Origin of the sequence: Pantoea sp. JV6 (assembly GCF_025910055.1) — a bacterium.
GTDB classification, from domain to species: domain Bacteria; phylum Pseudomonadota; class Gammaproteobacteria; order Enterobacterales; family Enterobacteriaceae; genus Pantoea; species Pantoea agglomerans.
This window is the reverse complement of record NZ_JAPCIM010000012.1, coordinates 771,111-784,092: the sequence shown is the minus strand read 5'-3', so window position 1 is coordinate 784,092 and position 12,982 is coordinate 771,111. Positions and strand designations below refer to the sequence as shown.

15 protein-coding genes and 2 tRNA genes are annotated in these 12,982 nt (G+C 55.6%); 8 read left to right on the top strand and 9 right to left on the bottom strand.

Translation table 11 applies throughout. From position 1 onward, the window contains the following. Positions 1-53 precede the first annotated feature (53 nt). Positions 54-130, top strand: a tRNA-Asp gene (locus OK412_RS14090). A 1-nt stretch (position 131) separates the two neighbouring features. Here the strand turns inward: OK412_RS14090 and OK412_RS14085 are convergent. Together OK412_RS14085 and yafC are read right to left on the bottom strand one after the other, a co-directional pair. Continuing rightward, a complete protein-coding gene (locus OK412_RS14085; protein ID WP_264353258.1) occupies positions 132-353 on the bottom strand; it encodes a hypothetical protein in 222 nt (73 codons plus the stop codon). Next, on the bottom strand, positions 341-1,243 hold the full coding sequence (yafC, locus tag OK412_RS14080; protein ID WP_022625197.1) for a DNA-binding transcriptional regulator YafC: 903 nt from the start codon (positions 1,241-1,243) through the stop codon (positions 341-343). Before yafC ends, OK412_RS14085 begins: the two co-directional genes overlap by 13 nt. A 262-nt stretch (positions 1,244-1,505) precedes the next feature. Between yafC and OK412_RS14075 the strand changes: the two genes are divergently transcribed. Next, positions 1,506-2,297 (top strand): endonuclease/exonuclease/phosphatase family protein, encoded by a 792-nt coding sequence (locus OK412_RS14075; RefSeq protein WP_010255114.1) that lies wholly within the window; start codon positions 1,506-1,508, stop codon positions 2,295-2,297. Positions 2,298-2,407: 110 nt separating this feature from the next. Here OK412_RS14075 and mltD read toward each other — a convergent pair whose 3' ends face one another. Next, entirely contained in the window at positions 2,408-3,784 is a 1,377-nt protein-coding gene (gene mltD, locus OK412_RS14070) for a murein transglycosylase D (protein WP_022625195.1), read from the bottom strand. A 71-nt stretch (positions 3,785-3,855) separates the two neighbouring features. Next, positions 3,856-4,611, bottom strand: a complete 756-nt coding sequence (gloB, locus tag OK412_RS14065; protein WP_010255119.1) for a hydroxyacylglutathione hydrolase — start codon at positions 4,609-4,611, stop codon at positions 3,856-3,858. Positions 4,612-4,653: 42 nt separating this feature from the next. Between gloB and OK412_RS14060 the strand changes: the two genes are divergently transcribed. Continuing rightward, positions 4,654-5,391 carry a class I SAM-dependent methyltransferase gene (locus tag OK412_RS14060; RefSeq protein ID WP_010671138.1) on the top strand — a complete coding sequence of 246 codons (738 nt, stop codon included), beginning with the start codon at positions 4,654-4,656 and terminating at the stop codon, positions 5,389-5,391. Here OK412_RS14060 and rnhA read toward each other — a convergent pair. Then, positions 5,373-5,840, bottom strand: coding sequence for a ribonuclease HI (rnhA, locus tag OK412_RS14055; protein WP_010255125.1), 468 nt, complete (start codon positions 5,838-5,840; stop codon positions 5,373-5,375). The two genes, OK412_RS14060 and rnhA, sit on opposite strands and share 19 nt — an antisense overlap. Before the next feature lie 51 nt (positions 5,841-5,891). Here rnhA and dnaQ point away from each other — a divergent pair, with 51 nt between their 5' ends. Continuing rightward, entirely contained in the window at positions 5,892-6,623 is a 732-nt protein-coding gene (gene dnaQ / locus OK412_RS14050; protein ID WP_154209594.1) for a DNA polymerase III subunit epsilon, read from the top strand. A gap of 134 nt (positions 6,624-6,757) precedes the next feature. Continuing rightward, positions 6,758-6,834: transfer RNA gene (locus OK412_RS14045), tRNA-Asp, on the top strand. Positions 6,835-6,883: 49 nt separating this feature from the next. Here OK412_RS14045 and OK412_RS14040 read toward each other — a convergent pair. Beyond that, positions 6,884-8,392, bottom strand: a complete 1,509-nt coding sequence (locus OK412_RS14040) for an NCS1 family nucleobase:cation symporter-1 (protein WP_264353257.1) — start codon at positions 8,390-8,392, stop codon at positions 6,884-6,886. Positions 8,393-8,536: 144 nt separating this feature from the next. On the opposite strand from OK412_RS14040, the gene OK412_RS14035 reads away from it, so the two are divergent. The 3 genes from OK412_RS14035 to puuE are packed head-to-tail and all read left to right on the top strand — an operon-like array spanning position 8,537 to position 10,973. Beyond that, positions 8,537-9,259, top strand: a complete 723-nt coding sequence (locus OK412_RS14035) for a GntR family transcriptional regulator (protein ID WP_010255133.1) — start codon at positions 8,537-8,539, stop codon at positions 9,257-9,259. Beyond that, positions 9,256-9,987, top strand: a complete 732-nt coding sequence (hpxA, locus tag OK412_RS14030) for an allantoin racemase (protein WP_010671141.1) — start codon at positions 9,256-9,258, stop codon at positions 9,985-9,987. The genes OK412_RS14035 and hpxA overlap by 4 nt, the downstream gene beginning before the upstream one ends. 32 nt (positions 9,988-10,019) lie before the next feature. Then, positions 10,020-10,973, top strand: coding sequence for an allantoinase PuuE (gene puuE, locus OK412_RS14025; RefSeq protein ID WP_010255138.1), 954 nt, complete (start codon positions 10,020-10,022; stop codon positions 10,971-10,973). A gap of 50 nt (positions 10,974-11,023) precedes the next feature. On the opposite strand, the gene hpxZ is transcribed toward puuE, so the two are convergent. From hpxZ to hpxX, 3 genes are read right to left on the bottom strand one after another with little or no spacing between them, the layout of a single operon-like run. Further along, positions 11,024-11,404 carry an oxalurate catabolism protein HpxZ gene (gene hpxZ, locus OK412_RS14020; protein ID WP_010255141.1) on the bottom strand — a complete coding sequence of 127 codons (381 nt, stop codon included), beginning with the start codon at positions 11,402-11,404 and terminating at the stop codon, positions 11,024-11,026. Beyond that, positions 11,404-12,801 carry an AtzE family amidohydrolase gene (locus tag OK412_RS14015; protein WP_154209596.1) on the bottom strand — a complete coding sequence of 466 codons (1,398 nt, stop codon included), beginning with the start codon at positions 12,799-12,801 and terminating at the stop codon, positions 11,404-11,406. Before OK412_RS14015 ends, hpxZ begins: the two co-directional genes overlap by 1 nt. Beyond that, positions 12,798-12,980, bottom strand: a complete 183-nt coding sequence (gene hpxX, locus OK412_RS14010) for an oxalurate catabolism protein HpxX (RefSeq protein ID WP_033766590.1) — start codon at positions 12,978-12,980, stop codon at positions 12,798-12,800. Before hpxX ends, OK412_RS14015 begins: the two co-directional genes overlap by 4 nt. Positions 12,981-12,982: the final 2 nt, after the last annotated feature.

Genomic DNA, 12,982 nt, shown 5'->3' with positions numbered 1-12,982 from the left:
AAACAGGAACACACGGCCATCAGCCCGTTGCTGACAGCTGTGAAAGAATCGGTGGAGCGGTAGTTCAGTTGGTTAGAATACCTGCCTGTCACGCAGGGGGTCGCGGGTTCGAGCCCCGTCCGTTCCGCCACTTAATTGGAAAGCCCTGACTTAACGGTCAGGGCTTTTTCCATTGCAGAAAATTCAACACGGAAAAATACACCGCGCTGATTCTCTTCGATCTCCCGGATCATTTTAACGATCGCTAATTCTTTGAATCTGAAGCGATAATCGCGCAATCGATCCCACACCTTCCAAATTGTGTGCGGGCAGACCCCGATCAGGCCTGCCCCTGTAGACTTCAGGTACGCCACGGCTGGTCAGCTGTCCACTCACTCAGAAAATCGATAAAAGCGCGCACACGCTGGCTTACGCCAATATCACTGTAGTAAACAGCATGGAAGGGCATCTCGACCGGCAGACGCTGATCGGCCAACACTTCCACCAGTTTTCCCTCAGCAACTTCACGATCGATCATATAGTCCGACAGGCAGGCAATACCATTACCGGTAAGACAGAGCTGCTTAATCGTCTCTCCGCTGTTAGAGGAGATAGCCCAGCTAATATCATAGAGTTCGCCGCTTTCACGGGAGACGGGCCAGCGATTGAGTCGTGGGGAATCATCAAAGCCGAGACAGTGGTGGTTATCCAGCTCAGCCACCGTTTGCGGTGTCCCATGCTCACGGAGATAGGCGGGTGAAGCAACCATCTTGCGAAAGCTCCTGAACAGCAGCCGGGCGCGCAGCGTTGAGTCGGTGAGATTGCCGGCGCGAATGGCGATATCCACTTTCCGCTCAATCAGATTGATAAAACTCTCTGAGGAGATCAAAGAAAGAGTCACGTCAGGATAGCGCAGACGAAAGGGTTTAATCATCGGCATCAGCAAATGCAGAATGACCGGCGTCGCGGCATCAACGCGCAGTAGTCCTTTAGGCGCCTGTAAACTCTCGATCAAATCGCTTTCTGCCGTGGTCATCTCCTGCAAAAAACGTTGAACATGGCGAAAATAGCGTTCGCCCTCCTGCGTAAGCGCCAGCTGCCGTGTTGTGCGGGTCAGCAGGGCAATACCCAGCTTGCTCTCCAGCTTTTTAACTGTCCTGCTGACGGCAGAGTTAGCCATCTTCAGCTGTTCAGCAGCGCGACTGAAACTTCCACTTTCTACTACGCTGACAAACACTTTTAGTTCATCAGAAGATGCCTTCATTCTTCCTCCCTGCAGTCACATGGCCATTAAGCCAGTTTATGACTGATAATGCTGTTATAACCAGTACAGGAGCCGTTAACGATGACATCGGGGATGTCACCGCCTGATCTGCCTCGTTTTGCTTAGCGAACGTAAAAGGGCTGCTTTATTCTGGAAAAGGTGATGAATTCTGACATTCACCTGCATCCATTGAAACCCCGGTCTAAAATCCCTATAACAGACAGGTGTTAACTGTATTTTGAATCATCAGCCAGGCGGGAAAGTGCGCAAAAAAACTTATGCAATGCGATATGTAGCAGGACAACCAGTGGAACAGATCTTTCCACCTGGCGCGATGCTCCATCTCGGTCAGGCACTGCCACCCGGCGCCCCCTTGCCCGCGCACCCAAACCTCAAAGTTCTGGTGTGGAACATCTTTAAGCAGCAACGCGCAGACTGGATGTCGGTACTGGAAGGATTTGGTAAAGATGCGCACCTGGTATTACTGCAGGAAGCGCAGACCACACCAGAACTGGTGGAGTTTGCCACCAGTAATTATCTTGCTGCCGATCAGGTACCTGCCTTTGTGCTGCCTCAGCATCCCTCTGGGGTGATGACGCTCGCCTCTGCGCACCCGGTCTATTGCTGCCCGCTGCGTGAGCGTGAGCCTCTGCTGAGGCTGTCAAAATCGGCACTGGTCACGGCGTATCCGCTGCCCACGGGGGAAATGCTGATGGTCGTGAACATCCATGCGGTAAATTTCAGCCTGGGCGTCGACGTCTACAGTAAACAGCTGGGGCCAATCGGGGAGCAGATCATGCATCACCAGGGGCCGGTGATTATGGCCGGGGATTTCAATGCCTGGAGCCGTCAGCGTATCAATGCCCTCTACCGTTTTGCACAGCGAATGAAGCTGGAAGAGGTCATGTTTACTGCCGATCACCGCCGTAAAGCCTTTGGTCGCCCGCTGGATTTCGTCTTCTATCGCGATCTCAGGGTGAGTGAGGCATCCGTACTGGTGACGCGCGCGTCCGACCATAACCCCTTACTGGTGGAGTTCAGTTCAGGAAGCTAGTCCGGTGCATTAAGCGAGCCTGTAGAAGGAGGAGGGAAGTCCGGCAGATGAGTAAACGGTGGCGGATGAATAAAAGAAAAAGGCTGACAAATGTCAGCCTTTTCAACGTATCAGGTATCAGGTGTTGCGTTATTATTCACAAACAGCGTTAAGTTATCGCCGGGTTGAATATCTTTCGCACTGTCCAGCACACTGTTCCAGCGCATCACGTCTTTGATGTTAACGCCGTGATGACGGGCAATACTGTCAAGAGAATCACCCTTACGAACACGATAGGTGATGCTGTTGCCGTTATCAGCCAGTCGGGTGCCATTCGAACCAATGGTCAGAGTCTGACCCGGTCGGATATCAGCACCGCGCAGGTTGTTATCCTGCTTCAGTGTCGAGACGCTAACGCCAAGTTTTGAGGCGATACCAGAGAGCGTATCACCCCGTCGCACTTTGTACCCGCCACTCGCACTGGCTTTCGCAAGCTGAGTAGGTTGTACCGCTGCGATGTCACCGGAAGCCAGTGAGTTACGCAGTTTCGCGACGTTCGACTTCGGCACCATAATATAGTGTGGGCCGTTTGGCGCTGTTGCACCGCCTTTGTAACCGGTATTGAAGCTCTTCAGTTTCGTGAGCGACATACCCGCCATTTCGGCAGCCTGCGTCAGCTGTATCTGCTGACCCACTTCCACTCGCGCCAGAGCACGACTTTCATTAGGTGTCGGCAGTTTGATACCGTAACGCTTGTTATTTTTGAGCAGTTCACTCAGAGCTAACATTTTAGGCACATACACGGTCGTTTCGCGTGGCAGCGATAAATGCCAGAAGTCAGTCGGCTTACCGCGCGCCTTGTTCTGCTTTATCGCTTTGAGTACACGTCCTTCACCACTGTTGTACGCTGCGATGGTTAATAACCAGTCGCCGTCAAACATGGTGTTAAGACGCTGCATCATATCCAGCGCAACTTTCGTGGATGCGACCACATCGCGTCGCCCATCGTAATACTGGTTCTGTTTCAAACCATAGTTTCGACCTGTTGCAGCAACAATCTGCCAGATACCAGCGGCATTGGCGGATGAAGTTGCCCGGGGGTCAAAAGCGCTCTCCACTATGGGTAGCAGTACCAGTTCCATCGGCATTTTACGTTTCTGTATCTGCTCGACTATCCAGTACATGTACGGCTCTGCCCGTAATGTTACATCGTGGAGATAGCTCTTATTTTTTAAAAATTTACTTTTTTGTTCGCGGATTGCCGGGTTTTCCGGAATCCCCATCTTCAACTCGTCACTAATGAAACTCCAGAGATCTGCGTCTGCTGCGAGGCCAGTTCCATCTTCCTGCCATCGCGGCGACAAAAACTCGTCTCCGTACTTTCCATTTTCACCTTGACCAGCTGAAGACAGACTCTGTGCATGCTGTACCGGGATATTGGCATCGTTCCTGGACGCCTGACATCCTACCAGCAAGACTGAGGCGAGTAAGATCGCTTTAGCCTTCATGTGTGTGTCAATAGTTCGCTTAAAAGACGAGCAACTATACGTGACGACTTTTCACAACACAACCCGAAAAATCAAAAAGCGTCTTTCTTCTCGCGTAGAACGGCAAATGAACGCCATACGGGTTCATCAGTAACGTTAACGTTTAATGCCCTTTGTAAATCAACGTCTTGCGTGCGAAGAAATAAATTTATTGTCCGTTCGTGCGCCAGTTTTGTGGGCAAACTAATGCCATTTTCAGCGCGTAAGTCCTTAATTTTCTGATATTCGGCCGTTATTTGTGGGTCATGGGGCAGAATAGCCGCAGCAAACTTCAGATTGGATAAAGTATATTCATGTGCGCAGCAGACTAATGTCTCACCTGGAAGCTGGTTAAGTTTTTGAAAGGAATCATACATCTGCTCTGCCGTGCCCTCAAAAAGGCGTCCGCAGCCGCCCGAAAAGAGTGTGTCACCACAGAAAAGATAAGGTGAGCTGTAATATGAGATATGTCCTAAAGTGTGACCAGGGGTGTGGATTACCTCAAACGTCAGGCCCAGTACCGTGACCTTATCGCCTTCGCTGACTATGGTTCTGGCTCCTTTAGCCGCAGTTTCCTGGGGACCATAGACCTCAAGCTGAGGGAAATGCTCGCACAGTGTTTTCACTCCGCCCGTGTGGTCGTTATGGTGGTGAGTCAGCAGAATAGCGACCGGCTGCCAGCCGTTGGAGGCCATTTTTTCTAACACCGGTTGGGCTTCGCCGGGATCGACAATCAGGCATTTACCGTCATCATCAGTCAGCGTCCAGATGTAGTTGTCCTGCAACGCAGGAATACTGGTAAGATTCATCATCACCTCTCGCAGGTCGTAGGAAAAGGAAGAGCGTAAAGCATGAAGCCCGCTAAATCACGCCAGATTCTGAACGCACCGCTGTCATGGCGCGATATGCCGTGGGGAGATTATTTCCGCGACGCGCTAACGCAGCAGCTTCAGCCTTACCTTGGAAAGCTTTATGGCTTTCATATGCTTAAGCTTGGCAACCTCAGCGCAGAAATCAACACCGAAAACTGTGCTATTTCACATCAGGTCAATGTTGGCAGGGAAGGTGAGCTGTTACAGGTGCTGGCTGACCCGATGCAACTGCCGTTTGAGTCGAAGTCGATCGATGCCTGTTTGCTGGCCCATACGCTCGCCTGGAGCCAGGATCCTCACCGGGTGTTACGTGAAGTAGATAGGGTGTTAATTGATGATGGCTGGATGATTATCAGCGGCTTCAATCCATTCAGCCTGCTCGGCGTGAGTAAGATGGTGCCGGGCCTGAACCGCAAAGCCCCCTGGAGCGGACGGATGTTCAGCCAGGTGCGGTTAGTCGACTGGCTGGGACTGTTGAATTATGAGGTAGTCTATCGCACCCGCTTTCAGGTGCTGCCGTGGCATCGGCAGGGCGGAAAACTGATCAGCGCCCACTTACCGGCGCTGGGCTGTCTGAATATTGTGGTGGCACGTAAACGCACCTTCCCGCTGCTGCCGACCCGGGCTAAGAAGAGTATGAGCACCAGCAAGATCCGCCAGACGGTCAATGCCACACGCCAGTTCCGGCAGGCAGAGGATCAGGATTCGGTTTTATAACCGATATCCTCAAAAGCGGGATTTTCAGCCGCGCTGCGGGCCAGCACGTCGCAGCGCTCATTTTCCGGATGTCCGGCATGGCCTTTAACCCACTCCCACTGAATCTTATGGGTGCTGAGTGCTAAGTCGAGACGCTGCCAGAGATCGACATTCTTCACCGGCTTTTTGTCGGCGGTTTTCCAGCCACGCTTTTTCCAGTTATGGATCCAGCTGGTAATTCCCTGACGCACATACTGACTGTCGGTACTGAGCACCACATCGCACGGCTGGGTCAGCGCTTCCAGTGAGACAATCGCCGCCATCAGCTCCATCCGGTTATTGGTGGTAAGGTGATAGCCCGCGCTGAAGGTTTTCTCATGCTGACCGTAGCGTAAAATCGCCCCATAACCGCCGGGACCGGGATTTCCAAGACAGGATCCATCGGTGAATATTTCTACCTGTTTGCGCATCTCTGGTAGACTTCCTCTCAAAAACGCTAAGTCTGACATAAAACGGGTCTTATGAGCACTGCAAATAACCGCCAGATCGTTCTCGATACTGAAACCACCGGCATGAACATGATCGGGGTACATTATGAGGGGCACCGCATCATTGAGATTGGTGCGGTAGAGGTGATTAACCGTCGCCTGACCGGTAACAATTTCCATATGTATCTTAAGCCCGATCGGCTGGTCGATCCCGAAGCCTTTGGCGTACACGGCATTGCCGATGAGTTCCTGGCCGACAAGCCTGCCTTCAGCGAGATTGTCGATGAGTTTCTCGACTACATTCGCGGTGCTGAATTAGTGATCCATAACGCCCCGTTTGATATCGGCTTTATGGACTACGAGTTTGCAAAGCTGAACCGCGGCATTGAGAAAACCGAAACCTTCTGCAAAATCACCGACAGTCTGGCGCTGGCGCGCCGTATGTTTCCCGGCAAGCGCAACAGCCTTGATGCGCTTTGCTCGCGTTACGAAATAGACAACAGCAAACGAACCCTGCACGGCGCACTGCTCGATGCCGAGATTCTGGCTGAAGTCTTCCTGACGATGACCGGCGGACAGACTTCACTCTCCTTTTTATCGGAAAGTGAAAGCGCCCGACAGGCGCAGGGAGAGAGCATCCAGCGCATCGTGCGTCCCACCTCTGCACTGCGAGTGGTCACGGCCAGCGATGAAGAAGTGGTTGCCCATGAGTCACGTCTGGATCTGGTGATGAAAAAGGGTGGCAGCTGCCTGTGGCGCGGCTGAATTACGCATTTTTGTGGATAAAATCAACGGCAAGCTGAAAAAAACAGCAAACGATTTGTTCGCCTGGAAAAAGCGTTGACGTCGCAACAGGCTGCCATTACTATGCGCCTCGTTCCCGACGGGGAACAAAGCGCGGAGCGGTAGTTCAGTTGGTTAGAATACCTGCCTGTCACGCAGGGGGTCGCGGGTTCGAGCCCCGTCCGTTCCGCCAATCTCTTTAAAAAAGCCGATTCAGAAATGAATCGGCTTTTTGCTGTCTGCTATTCAGCGGCGGCCTGGTTCTTCTGCTGCATCACCTCGCCTTGCCAGCGGGCACCATCCTCCGCCTCACGATCTTCACGGGCAATAAAGCGATAGCAGCCTGCCGCCAGACCGGCACCAATAAACCAGCTGAAGTTCGCCACCTGATGCAGGGAAGGGATAAAGCTAATCACCAGGCAAATCGCCACCGATGGCAGCAGTGCGCCAATCGCTTTAGGGTTAAAGCCACCGCGATACCAGTAACGGCCTGCTGGCGTATCGTTAAAAAGATCGTCGACCGAGATACGTCCACGTTTAATCAGATAGAAATCGGTCAGCAGAATCCCGAACAGCGGCCCGATAAACGATCCCAGCACATCCAGCGTATAGTGAATCAGCTCAGGAGACTGGAACAGATTCCACGGCGTTAACAGCACCGACCCCACCGCAGCGATCATCCCGCCGGTACGGAAACTGATTTTCTGCGGTGAGCAGTTAGAGAAGTCAAAAGCGGGTGAGACGAAGTTCGCCACGATATTGATACCGATGGTGGCGGTAATCATGGTCAGCAATCCAATCGCGACCGCCAGATCGTTGCCGACCATGCTTACGGTTTCGATGGGATCGGTAATCATTTTGCCAAACAGCGACTGGGTGCCCGACACAATCACTACCGTCACCACCGAGAACAGCAGAAAGTTAAACGGCAGTCCCCAGCGGTTGCCGCGACGGATCTCTGACATGCTTTTGCCGTAGCGTGAGAAGTCACCGAAGTTCAGCAGCGGCCCGGAGAAGTAAGAGACCACCAGCGCCGTCGCCGTAATCATCTGCCACGTCTGCTCGCCTGCGGTAAGCGATTTGCTGGCGAGGGTAAACGAGATCCCATCGAAGCCGGTCTTGTATACAATCCAGCCCGCCAGCGCCACCATCACCACATAGACTGCCGGTCCGGCGACATCAATAAATCGTTTGATGGCGTTCATGCCATGCCAGAACACCATCGCCTGTAGTAACCACATAATGCCGAAGCAGCACCAGCCCAGCAGCGACAGACCAAGCCAGTGCGGCACGGTCATCGACGTCAGCGACGGCGCGAACTTCAGCAGCACCAGCATCAGCGCATTCGCCGCCAGATAGGTCTGGATGCCATACCAGGCGAACGCGATCAGGCCGCGTATCACCGCCGGGATATTGGCACCAAACACCCCAAACGCCTGACGGCAGATCACCGCATAGGGGACGCCCGCCATCTGGCTCGGTTTCGCCACCAGATTCGCACAGATCTGCACGATGCAGATCCCCGCTAACAGGCAGAGCAGCACCTGCCAGCTGGCTAATCCCAGCGTGAAGAAGCTGGCGGCCACCACATAGCCGCCCATGCTGTGCACATCCGACATCCAGAAAGAAAAAATGTTGTACCACGACCAGTTCTGATCGCGAGTCGGTGCCAGGTCGTCGTTACAGAGTCGTGGGCTGTAACGGGCGTTGGCTTCAGAGGCCGTACTGGCCACCGTTGATTGATTTGGCATGAAACCTGCTCCTCTACCCGAGAGTGGAATGAATAATCTGGTAAAGCGGTATTGCAGGATCCAGGCCAGATCTCTTTTCTTGTATACAATATTTATTTTTCACGTATACGATATGTGGCGTACAGCAAGCAACCGGAGCGGGTAATGACGAGTAAAACAGGACAGCGAGACGCCACCAGGCTGCAGGATAAAGATGAAGGGATTTACCAGGCATTGATGAACGCCATTGTTGAGCATCAGCTGCCGCCGGGCAGTAAATTGCCGGAAGAGGCGCTTTCCGGGGTCTTCGGTGTGAGCCGCACCGGCATCCGCAAAGTGCTGCAACGCCTCGCGGCGGTGCAAATGGTCACCCTGACGCCCAAGCGTGGTGCGCAGGTCTCAACACCCGGCGTTGAAGAGGCGCGGGATATCTTCTCAACCCGCAGTTTAATGGAGTGCGCTAATCTGCCAGCGGTCCTGGCCCATCTGCAGCCCCCGCATCTGGTGGCGCTGGAGCAGCTCATCGCGCAGGAGAACCAGGCGCACGCCGATCATGATGGGCCGGCAGCCATCCGGCTGTCAGCGGCCTTTCATATTCAGTTGCAGGCGATCTCCGGGAATCAGGTGCTCACCGGCATGGTGACCAGTCTGACGCAGCGATCATCGCTGGTGATCGCCGCCTATGGCGCACCCTGGCAGCGTGGCTGCCGCTGTGACGATCATGCGAATCTGCTTCAGTTACTGCGCGCGCGTGCGCTGCAGCCGCTGACGCAGGCGCTACAGCATCACTTCGAGCACATCGTCTCCAGCCTGCACTTTGAGCGCAGCGGGGAAACGCTGCCCGACTTTTCCCGACTGTTTGCCGCAGGCTCTGGAGCTGCCTCATGAGCCTGATTCAGGTTATTAACCCTAATACCAGCCTGGCGATGACCGAAACTATCGGTCAGGCCGCGCGTGCGGTCGCCGCACCGGGCACCGAAATTCTGGCTGTTTCACCGTCGCAGGGCGTGCCTTCCATTGAAGGGCACTTCGATGAGGCGATCGCCGCCATCGGCGTACTGGAGCAGATTAAACTGGGCAGAGCGCAGGGCGTCAGCGGCCACGTCATTGCCTGCTTTGGCGATCCGGGTTTGCTGGCGGCACGCGAACTGGCCAGCGGACCGGTGATCGGCATCGCGGAAGCGGCGATGCATACCGCCACGCTGCTGGCGACGCGTTTCTCCATTGTCACCACGCTGCCGCGCACCCTGGTGATTGCGCGTCATCTGCTGCAGCAGTATGGCTTTACCCATCACTGTGCCGCGCTGCATGCCATCGATCTGCCGGTACTGGCGCTGGAGGATGGCAGCGGCCTGGCGCAGGAAAAAGTGCGGCAGCGCTGCATTCAGGCGAAGCGGGAAGATGGCAGCGGGGCGATTGTGCTGGGCTGTGGCGGGATGGCGACGCTGGCCGGGGAGCTGACCCGGGAGCTGGGACTGCCGGTAATCGATGGCGTCAGCGCGGCGGTGAAGATGGTGGAGTCGCTGGTGGCGCTTGGTTTTGGCACCAGCAAACATGGTGATCTGGCCTGGCCTTTGCAGAAACCTCTCTCAGGTGCGTTTCAGCATCTAAACTAACGGAACTTTCCCGAATCAAAACAGGTGGAGTGATGACTGACGCTGCAGAGAAGAAAGAGTACAGCTTTAACAAAAACTATCCGCGCGATTTAATCGGTTATGGCGCTCATCCGCCGCACGCCGCCTGGCCCAACAACGCCCGTGTGGCGGTGCAGTTTGTTCTGAACTACGAAGAGGGCGCAGAAAACAGCGTGCTGCACGGCGACACCGGCTCAGAGCAGTTCCTCTCCGACATCATCGGGGCAGCGAGCTATCCCGATCGCCACATGTCGATGGAGTCGCTGTATGAATACGGCTCACGCGCCGGTTTCTGGCGTATCCACAACGAATTCCAGAAACGCGGTCTGCCGTTAACGGTTTTCGGCGTGGCGATGGCGCTGGCGCGTCATCCGGAAGTCGTCGAGGCGATTAAACAGGCTGACTACGATGTGGTCAGTCACGGCTGGCGCTGGATCCACTATCAGGGCATGGATGCAAAAACCGAACGCCAGCATATGCAGCAGGCGGTCGATGTGCTGGTTGATCTGTTTGGTAAAGCGCCGACCGGCTGGTACACCGGCCGCGACAGCCCGAATACCCGGCGGCTGGTGGTGGAGCAGGGCGGTTTTAGCTATGACAGTGACTACTACGGCGACGATCTGCCTTTCTGGACCCAGGTCACCTGTCAGGATGGAACGGTTAAACCGCACCTGATTATCCCCTATACCCTGGAGTGCAATGACATGCGCTTTGCCTCGCCGCAGGGATTTAATACCGCGGAACAGTTCTTTACCTATCTGCGCGACAGCTTCGATGTGCTGTATGAAGAGGGCGAAACCGCACCGAAGATGATGTCGATCGGTATGCATTGCCGCCTGCTGGGTCGTCCTGGCAAATTCCGCGCGCTGCAGAATTTTCTCGATCACATCCAGCAGCATGAGGATGTCTGGATCTGCACCCGTCAGCAGATCGCTGACCACTGGATCAACACGCACCCGGCACCTTAAGCCGGTTCCGGCGCTCGCCCCGCGTTGATCGGGCGAAGCGCCGGACGATGTCAGCTCATCAGGCTGACCTGCGCCGCCACGATGCACCAGCCGTGGGGCATACGTACCCAGGTCTGCTGCTGACGGCCAATTTTATCGCTGCCGGTGCGGGTAAATTCGGTGCTGCAAACCGCATAATCCTCGCCAAAGGTGGTGATCACGGTGTTTCGCAGCGTCCGGTTCAGCCCGGCTGAAGGACGCGCGGCGCGGAAGGCACGAATCTCATCAATGCCATACAGATTCTCACCCGCGCCGAGGCGCACGGTTCGCGGGTCGTGCCAGAACAACGCATCCAGTTCGGCCACGTCATTGCTGACCAGCGCCTGCTCGTAGCGGTAAAACTGCGCCGTCACCTCGGTGACGACCTGCGGTAAATTAATCTCTCTGTTCATCAGGCTCCAGCCATATTGATTTGCGGTATCGTAATGCCGCGTTGTTCCAGTGCCCAGGCGGCACGTAACACCGCCTCTTCATTAAATGGACGGGCGATAAGCTGTAATCCAATCGGCAGACCGCTTCGGGTCGCCAGCGGCACGGTACAGACCGGCAATCCCAGGAAGGAGATCGGCTGCGTCAGCATACCCATGCTCGCCTTAGCGGGCAGCGATTCCCCCTGAATCGACAGGGTCTGCTGACCGATGGTGATCGCGCTGCAGGGTGTCGCCGGCGCTATCAGCACATCAAACCGATCAAAAAGCGGCAACACCTGCTGCTGGAAATGGCGGCGGAAACGCTGCGCCTGCACGTACCAGGCACCTGGCATCATGGCACCGGCCAGCAGACGCTCGCGTGAATTAGGTTCAAACTGCTCAGGCGTCTGGCGCAGGGCGGGCAGATAGTGATTGCCGCCTTCTGCCGCGGTCATGATAAACGCCGCCGAGCGTGCCAGCTCAGCGTCCGGCATCAGCACCTCTTCCTGTGCATCAAGTGCTGCCGCGACCACCGCGACGGCAGCGCGGGCATCCTCATCGCACCAGCGGGCAAAAAAGCCACCCAGTACGCCGCAGCGCAAGCCTTCGCTGCCCTGTGACAGCCCCGGTAGCGTCGCGGCCAGCGGGCGATCGGCCTGAAACGCATCGGTGTGGTCTGCGCCCTGCAACAGATCATATACCAGCGCCAGGTCTTCAACCCGCCGCGCCAGAGGACCGATGTGATCGAGGCTGGCAACAAACGGATGGCTGCCGCTGCGTGACAACCGGCCAAAGGTCGGCTTAAGACCAAAAATACCGCACAGCGACGCGGGCACCCGAATGGAACCGTTGGTGTCGGTGCCCAGCGAAAAGTGGACCAGACCGGCGGCCACGGCAGCCGCCGAACCGCCTGACGAGCCGCCAGCCACACGGCTGAGATCGCGCGGATTGTGCGTCGCGCCGTAGTGGCTGTTTTCGGTGGTAAAACCATACGCGTAGGCATCCATGTTCAGCATGCCCGACAGCAGCGCACCAGAGCGACGCAGTTTATCGACGGCAAACGCATCTGCACGTGCCGCCGGCCGGTCGCTGAACAGGCTGGCACCGGCCAGGGTAGTGTGCCTCGCCACATCAAACAGGTTTTTTACCGCATACGGGATGCCCGCCAGCGGTGGCAGGGTTTCGCCGCGCTGCCGCTGCGCATCAATCGCACTGGCTTCTTTTAACATGCGGGGCCCGGTCACTTCCGTCCAGGCATTCAGCGCCGGATTATGCTGCTCAACCGCCTGCAGCGTGCGCTTTGCCACTTCCAGCGCACTGATTTCACCCTGCTGAATCGCCCGTTGCAGGGTCTGAATCGAAACGTCACCTAATCTCATGCCTGGTATACTCCTGCCACTTCAAGCCGGTCATCCAGCGGAAACGTCATCAGCGGCGCGGCCATCTCCGCGATACGCGACAGCTGGATCAGCAGTTCAGCGCGGCGGGCGTCATCCAGTTCCAGTTGCAGTATCTGCTCCATATGGCCGATGTAGCTGGCCCAGTCGTGTTGATTCATGA

Coding starts and splice junctions, on each gene's coding strand:
- OK412_RS14035 (WP_010255133.1), top strand. CDS start 8,537: ATGACGAGTAAAACAGGACAGCGAGACGCCACCAGGCTGCAGGATAAA.
- mltD (WP_022625195.1), bottom strand. CDS start 3,784: ATGAAGGCTAAAGCGATCTTACTCGCCTCAGTCTTGCTGGTAGGATGT.
- dnaQ (WP_154209594.1), top strand. CDS start 5,892: ATGAGCACTGCAAATAACCGCCAGATCGTTCTCGATACTGAAACCACC.
- puuE (WP_010255138.1), top strand. CDS start 10,020: ATGACTGACGCTGCAGAGAAGAAAGAGTACAGCTTTAACAAAAACTAT.
- hpxA (WP_010671141.1), top strand. CDS start 9,256: ATGAGCCTGATTCAGGTTATTAACCCTAATACCAGCCTGGCGATGACC.
- hpxZ (WP_010255141.1), bottom strand. CDS start 11,404: ATGAACAGAGAGATTAATTTACCGCAGGTCGTCACCGAGGTGACGGCG.
- rnhA (WP_010255125.1), bottom strand. CDS start 5,840: ATGCGCAAACAGGTAGAAATATTCACCGATGGATCCTGTCTTGGAAAT.
- hpxX (WP_033766590.1), bottom strand. CDS start 12,980: ATGAATCAACACGACTGGGCCAGCTACATCGGCCATATGGAGCAGATA.
- OK412_RS14015 (WP_154209596.1), bottom strand. CDS start 12,801: ATGAGATTAGGTGACGTTTCGATTCAGACCCTGCAACGGGCGATTCAG.
- gloB (WP_010255119.1), bottom strand. CDS start 4,611: ATGAATCTTACCAGTATTCCTGCGTTGCAGGACAACTACATCTGGACG.
- OK412_RS14060 (WP_010671138.1), top strand. CDS start 4,654: ATGAAGCCCGCTAAATCACGCCAGATTCTGAACGCACCGCTGTCATGG.
- OK412_RS14040 (WP_264353257.1), bottom strand. CDS start 8,392: ATGCCAAATCAATCAACGGTGGCCAGTACGGCCTCTGAAGCCAACGCC.
- yafC (WP_022625197.1), bottom strand. CDS start 1,243: ATGAAGGCATCTTCTGATGAACTAAAAGTGTTTGTCAGCGTAGTAGAA.